The 6,000-nt window shown below is 52.9% G+C and carries 8 protein-coding genes; all 8 read left to right on the forward strand.

Features of this window, described 5'->3' with window-relative positions:
• The first annotated feature begins 187 nt into the window (after positions 1-187).
• Complete coding sequence (gene cydA, locus JTA15_RS02225; RefSeq protein ID WP_219372815.1) at positions 188-1,756, forward strand: cytochrome ubiquinol oxidase subunit I; 1,569 nt, start codon at positions 188-190, stop codon at positions 1,754-1,756.
• Positions 1,757-1,771: 15 nt separating this feature from the next.
• Positions 1,772-2,911, forward strand: coding sequence for a cytochrome d ubiquinol oxidase subunit II (gene cydB, locus JTA15_RS02230; protein ID WP_014169180.1), 1,140 nt, complete (start codon positions 1,772-1,774; stop codon positions 2,909-2,911).
• 14 nt (positions 2,912-2,925) lie between these two features.
• Positions 2,926-3,039 carry a cytochrome bd-I oxidase subunit CydX gene (gene cydX, locus JTA15_RS02235; protein WP_014169181.1) on the forward strand — a complete coding sequence of 38 codons (114 nt, stop codon included), beginning with the start codon at positions 2,926-2,928 and terminating at the stop codon, positions 3,037-3,039.
• Complete coding sequence (ybgE, locus tag JTA15_RS02240) at positions 3,039-3,329, forward strand: cyd operon protein YbgE (protein WP_020884961.1); 291 nt, start codon at positions 3,039-3,041, stop codon at positions 3,327-3,329. Before cydX ends, ybgE begins: the two co-directional genes overlap by 1 nt.
• A 148-nt stretch (positions 3,330-3,477) precedes the next feature.
• On the forward strand, positions 3,478-3,882 hold the full coding sequence (gene ybgC, locus JTA15_RS02245; protein WP_014169183.1) for a tol-pal system-associated acyl-CoA thioesterase: 405 nt from the start codon (positions 3,478-3,480) through the stop codon (positions 3,880-3,882).
• Positions 3,879-4,571 (forward strand): Tol-Pal system protein TolQ, encoded by a 693-nt coding sequence (gene tolQ / locus JTA15_RS02250; RefSeq protein ID WP_014169184.1) that lies wholly within the window; start codon positions 3,879-3,881, stop codon positions 4,569-4,571. Before ybgC ends, tolQ begins: the two co-directional genes overlap by 4 nt.
• Before the next feature lie 3 nt (positions 4,572-4,574).
• On the forward strand, positions 4,575-5,003 hold the full coding sequence (gene tolR, locus JTA15_RS02255; protein ID WP_014169185.1) for a colicin uptake protein TolR: 429 nt from the start codon (positions 4,575-4,577) through the stop codon (positions 5,001-5,003).
• A gap of 28 nt (positions 5,004-5,031) precedes the next feature.
• The coding region (tolA, locus tag JTA15_RS02260; protein WP_219372816.1) for a cell envelope integrity protein TolA at positions 5,032-6,000 on the forward strand (969 nt) is incomplete at its 3' end.

A 6,000-nucleotide genomic window follows, 5' to 3' on the forward strand; every position in this document is an offset into this window, starting at 1 on the left:
TATTATATTTGCGGGATCAATTTGAGTTTTTTATTAACGTATTTGTAACCTATCGTCATTGCTTTTATCCTTTCTCAGGCTAAGCGCGACGACATGGATGCGAATAATTTGTATTGGGGCATGTGTGTGAATCCTTTTCTAACGGGGTTCACTCTCGGAGTCTTCATGCGATGAGCAAGGAGTCATGATGTTAGATATAGTCGAACTGTCGCGCTTACAGTTTGCCTTGACCGCGATGTACCACTTCCTGTTTGTGCCACTAACGCTCGGTATGGCGTTCCTGCTGGCCATCATGGAAACGGTCTACGTCCTCTCCGGCAAACAGATTTATAAAGATATGACCAAGTTCTGGGGCAAGTTGTTTGGTATCAACTTTGCACTGGGCGTGGCTACCGGTTTGACCATGGAGTTCCAGTTCGGGACTAACTGGTCTTACTATTCTCACTACGTTGGGGATATCTTCGGTGCGCCGCTGGCCATTGAAGGTCTGATGGCCTTCTTCCTCGAATCCACCTTTGTAGGTCTGTTCTTCTTCGGTTGGGACCGTCTGGGCAAAGTCCAGCATATGGCGGTGACCTGGCTGGTGGCACTCGGTTCGAACCTGTCCGCACTGTGGATCCTGGTCGCGAACGGCTGGATGCAGAACCCTATCGCGTCTGATTTCAACTTCGAAACCATGCGTATGGAGATGGTCAGCTTTGCCGAACTGGTGCTGAACCCGGTCGCACAGGTTAAATTCGTTCACACCGTGGCGTCTGGCTATGTGTGCGGTGCGATGTTTGTACTGGGCATCAGCTCTTACTACATGCTGCGTGGTCGTGACTTCGCGTTTGCTAAGCGCTCCTTTGCTATCGCTGCAAGCTTCGGTATGGCTGCAATCCTCTCTGTTATCGTGCTGGGTGATGAATCCGGTTACGAAATGGGTGACGTGCAGAAAACCAAACTGGCCGCTATCGAAGCCGAATGGGAAACCCAACCCGCGCCTGCTGCCTTTACTCTGTTCGGTGTTCCCGACCAGGATGCACAGGAAAACCGCTTCGCCATTCAAATTCCTTACGCGCTCGGCATCATTGCTACCCGCTCCGTCGACAAGCAGGTGACGGGTCTGAAAGAGCTGATGGTGCAGCATGAAGGCCGTATCCGTAACGGTATGAAAGCCTACGCGCTGCTGGAGGAGCTGCGTGCGGGTTCTACCGACCAGGCCGTGCGTGACCAGTTCAACGATGTGAAGAAAGATCTGGGTTACGGTCTGCTGCTGAAACGCTATACCCCGAACGTCTCCGACGCGACGGAAGCGCAGATCCAGATGGCGACCAAAGACTCCATTCCACGCGTGGCGCCACTGTACTTCGCATTCCGTATCATGGTGGGCTGCGGCATCATCATGCTGCTGATCATTGCGGCGTCCTTCTGGTCCGTGATTCGTAACCGCATCGGTGAGAAAAAATGGCTGCTGCGTACCGCGCTGTATGGTATCCCACTGCCGTGGATTGCTATCGAATCCGGCTGGTTTGTTGCGGAATATGGCCGTCAGCCATGGGCGATCGGTGAGGTGCTGCCAACGGCGGTAGCGAACTCCTCTCTGACTGCAGGCGATCTGATCTTCTCCATGCTGCTGATTTGTGGTCTGTACACCCTGTTCCTGGTGGCTGAACTGTTCCTGATGTTCAAGTTCGCGCGCCTTGGCCCAAGCAGCCTGAAAACCGGTCGCTATCACTACGAGCAGTCCGGTGCGACTACTCAGCCGGCACGCTAAGACAGGAGTCATCAAATGATCGATTATGAAGTATTGCGTTTTATCTGGTGGCTGCTGGTCGGTATTCTGCTGATCGGTTTCGCAGTCACTGACGGTTTCGACATGGGGGTGGGGATGCTCACCCGTTTCCTCGGTCGTAATGACACCGAGCGTCGAATCATGATTAACTCCATCGCCCCGCACTGGGACGGTAACCAGGTGTGGCTGATCACCGCAGGCGGCGCGCTGTTCGCTGCCTGGCCGATGGTCTATGCGGCTGCGTTCTCCGGTTTCTATGTGGCGATGATTCTGGTGCTGGCTTCTTTATTCTTCCGTCCGGTTGGTTTCGACTACCGTTCCAAGATTGAAGACACCCGCTGGCGCAACATGTGGGACTGGGGCATCTTCATTGGTAGCTTCGTTCCACCGCTGGTGATTGGCGTGGCGTTCGGTAACCTGCTGCAGGGTGTACCGTTCCACATCGATGAATACATGCGTCTTTACTACACCGGTAACTTCTTCCAGCTGCTGAATCCGTTTGGTCTGCTGGCAGGCGTGGTGAGTGTGGCAATGATCATTACTCAGGGTGCGACCTATCTGCAGATGCGTACCGTAGGTGAACTGCATCTTCGCTCTCGTGCAACGGCGCAGGTTGCTGCGCTTATTACCCTGGTGTGCTTCGCACTGGCCGGCGTATGGGTGATGTACGGTATCGACGGTTATGTCATTACGTCTGCAATTAACCACACGGCACCGTCTAACCCGCTGACGAAAGAAGTGGCGCGTCAGGCTGGCGCGTGGCTGGTGAACTTCAACAATATGCCTGTTCTGTGGGCTATTCCGGCTCTGGGTGTGTTGCTGCCGCTGCTGACGATACTGACGTCACGTTTGGAAAAAGGTGCCCTGGCATTTGTATTTTCCTCACTGACGCTGGCGTGCATTATTCTGACTGCGGGTATCGCGATGTTCCCATTCGTCATGCCGTCCAGCACGATGATGAATGCAAGCCTGACCATGTGGGATGCAACGTCCAGCCAGCTGACGCTTAACCTGATGACGTATGTTGCTTGCGTGTTCGTACCGATTATCCTGCTGTACACCGCCTGGTGTTACTGGAAAATGTTCGGTCGTATCACGAAAGAAGATATTGAAAGCAACACTCATTCTCTGTACTAAGTAAGGAGCTGAATATGTGGTATTTCGCATGGATTTTAGGGACGCTTCTTGCCTGTGCATTTGGTGTCATTACTGCCCTGGCGCTTGAGCACGTCGAAGCGTCTAAAGCAGGTGAAGACAAACACTAATGAACATTATCGCGACGCTTTACGCGGTAATGGATAAGCGCCCGTTAAGGGCGCTTTCTTTAGTGATGGCATTACTGCTGGCAGGTTGTATCTTCTGGGACCCTTCGCGCTTTGCAGCGAAGACCAGCGAGCTTGAGATCTGGCACGGCTTCCTCATTATGTGGGCGGTGTGCGCAGGTGTGATCCACGGCGTAGGCTTTCGTCCGAAAGCGCTGCACTGGCAGGGGATTTTCTGCCCACTTATCGCCGATCTGGTGCTTCTCGCTGGCTTGATTTTCTTCTTCTTCTGAATAAGAAATGTCCGTTAATGATATGGGCTTACCCTGGCCCATAAAAATTTACTCTCCGTTTACTTTCTCCCATTCCAAACCATCTTTCCCGCGCGTATAGTAGCGAAGTTTAAAAGCTCTAACTTTTGTTGCATTACTGGGATGTAAAGTGAATACAACGCTGTTTCGATGGCCGGTTCGTGTCTATTACGAAGATACCGATGCCGGGGGTGTGGTTTACCACGCCAGCTACGTTGCTTTTTATGAACGGGCACGCACAGAGATGCTGCGCCATCATCACTTTAGTCAACAGGAGCTGTTGGCTGAGCGAGTTGCCTTCGTGGTTCGCAAGATGACGCTTGAGTATTTTGCGCCTGCCAGACTCGACGATATGCTCGAAGTCCAAACTGAAATTACATCAATGCGCGGAACCTCAATGGTTTTCACGCAGCGGATAGTCAATGCAGAAAATACGGTACTGAACTCAGCTGAAGTCCTGATCGTCTGTGTTGATCCAACCATAATGAAGCCTCGTGCGCTTCCTAAGTCTATTGTCGCGGAGTTTAAGCAGTGACTGACATGAATATCCTTGATTTGTTCCTGAAGGCAAGCCTTCTGGTTAAACTTATCATGTTGATTTTGATTGGTTTTTCAATCGCATCCTGGGCCATCATCATCCAGAGAACGCGTATCCTCAATGCGGCTGGCCGTGAAGCAGAAGCGTTTGAAGATAAGTTCTGGTCGGGTATTGAGCTTTCTCGTCTGTATCAGGAAAGCCAGGGACGCCGTGATAACCTCGTAGGCTCCGAACAGATTTTCTATAGCGGATTCAAAGAGTTTGCTCGTTTGCATCGCGCAAACAGCCACGCGCCCGAAGCGGTTGTGGAAGGTGCCTCGCGTGCGATGCGTATCTCCATGAATCGCGAGCTGGAAAACCTTGAAACGCATATTCCTTTCCTGGGGACCGTTGGTTCCATCAGCCCGTATATTGGTCTGTTTGGTACGGTCTGGGGGATTATGCACGCCTTTATCGCCCTGGGGGCGGTGAAGCAGGCGACGTTGCAGATGGTTGCCCCGGGTATTGCAGAAGCACTGATTGCGACCGCTATCGGTCTGTTTGCGGCGATCCCGGCGGTTATGGCTTACAACCGTCTGAACCAGCGCGTGAATAAACTGGAACTGAACTACGACAACTTTATGGAAGAGTTCACCGCGATTCTGCACCGTCAGGCGTTTACCAGTACCGAGAGTAACAAGGGGTAAACCATGGCCAGATCGCGTGGACGAAATCGTCGCGAGCTCAAGTCCGAAATCAATATCGTTCCACTGCTGGACGTTCTGTTGGTACTGCTGCTGATCTTCATGGCGACAGCACCCATCATTACCCAGAGCGTGGAGGTTGATCTGCCGGATGCGACAGAATCACAGGCGGTAAGCACCAATGACGATCCTCCAGTCATCATTGAGGTTTCCGGTGTAGGGCAATACAGCGTAGTGGTAGAAAAAGATCGTATGGATCAACTGCCACCTGAGCAGGTTATTGCTGAAGCGCAGCGACGCCTGGAGTCAAATCCGAAAACGGTCTTCTTAATCGGTGGCGCGAAAGACGTACCATACGATGAAATTATTAAAGCGCTGAACTTGCTACATAGCGCGGGCGTTAAGTCAGTTGGCTTAATGACTCAGCCTATTTGATCATCTGCGTAGTTTTTGGGAACCGATAGTGTCAAAGGCAACCGAACAGAACGACAAGCTTAAGCGAGCGATAATCGTCTCCGCAGTGCTGCACGTTATTCTTTTTGCAGTGCTGATCTGGAGTTCGTTCGACGAGCACATTGATGCATCATCGGGCGGCGGTGGAGGCTCTTCCATTGACGCCGTCATGGTGGATCCCGGTGCGGTAGTGCAGAACTATAACCGCGAGCAACAGCAGAAGGCGAGTGCAAAACGGGCTGAAGAGCAGCGTGAAAAACAGGCGCAACAGCAAGCGGAAGAACTGCGTGAAAAGCAGGCCGCTGAGCAGGAGCGACTGAAGCAGCTTGAGAAAGAACGTTTGCAGGCGCAGGAAGCGGCGAAAGAGCAGGCGGAACAGCAGAAGCAAGCTGAAGAGGCCGCGAAGAAAGCTCAGGAACAGCAGAAGCAGGCGGAAGAGGCGGCAGCCAAAGCCGCGGCGGACGCGAAAGCACAAGCTGATGCCCAGGCAAAATTAGCGGCGGAAGCGGCGAAGAAAGCCGCAGCCGATGCTCAGAAGAAAGCTGAAGCCGAAGCGGCGAAGAAAGCCGCTGCTGATGCTCAGAAGAAAGCTGAAGCGGAAGCGGCAAAAAAAGCTGCTGCTGATGCTCAGAAAAAAGCTGAAGCGGAAGCCGCGAAGAAAGCCGCTCAGGAAGCAGAGAAGAAAGCTGCTGCCGATGCTGCGAAGAAAGCGGCTGCTGCCGAGAAGGCTGCAACAGAAAAAGCGGCCGCTGCTGAAAAAGCCGCAGCAGAGAAGAAAGCCGCCGCCGAGAAAGCGGCTGCTGACAAAAAAGCAGCTGCAGAGAAAGCGGCTGCTGACAAAAAAGCAGCTGCAGAGAAAGCCGCCGCCAAAAAAGCGGCCGCCGCTGAGAAAGCCGCGGATGCCGCTGGCGTTGACGATCTCCTGGGCGATCTGAGTTCTGGTAAGAATGCGCCGAAAGCGGGCGGTGGTGCGAAAGGA

The organism is Enterobacter sp. BIDMC 29 (genome assembly GCF_019378755.1).
GTDB classification, from domain to species: domain Bacteria; phylum Pseudomonadota; class Gammaproteobacteria; order Enterobacterales; family Enterobacteriaceae; genus Enterobacter; species Enterobacter ludwigii.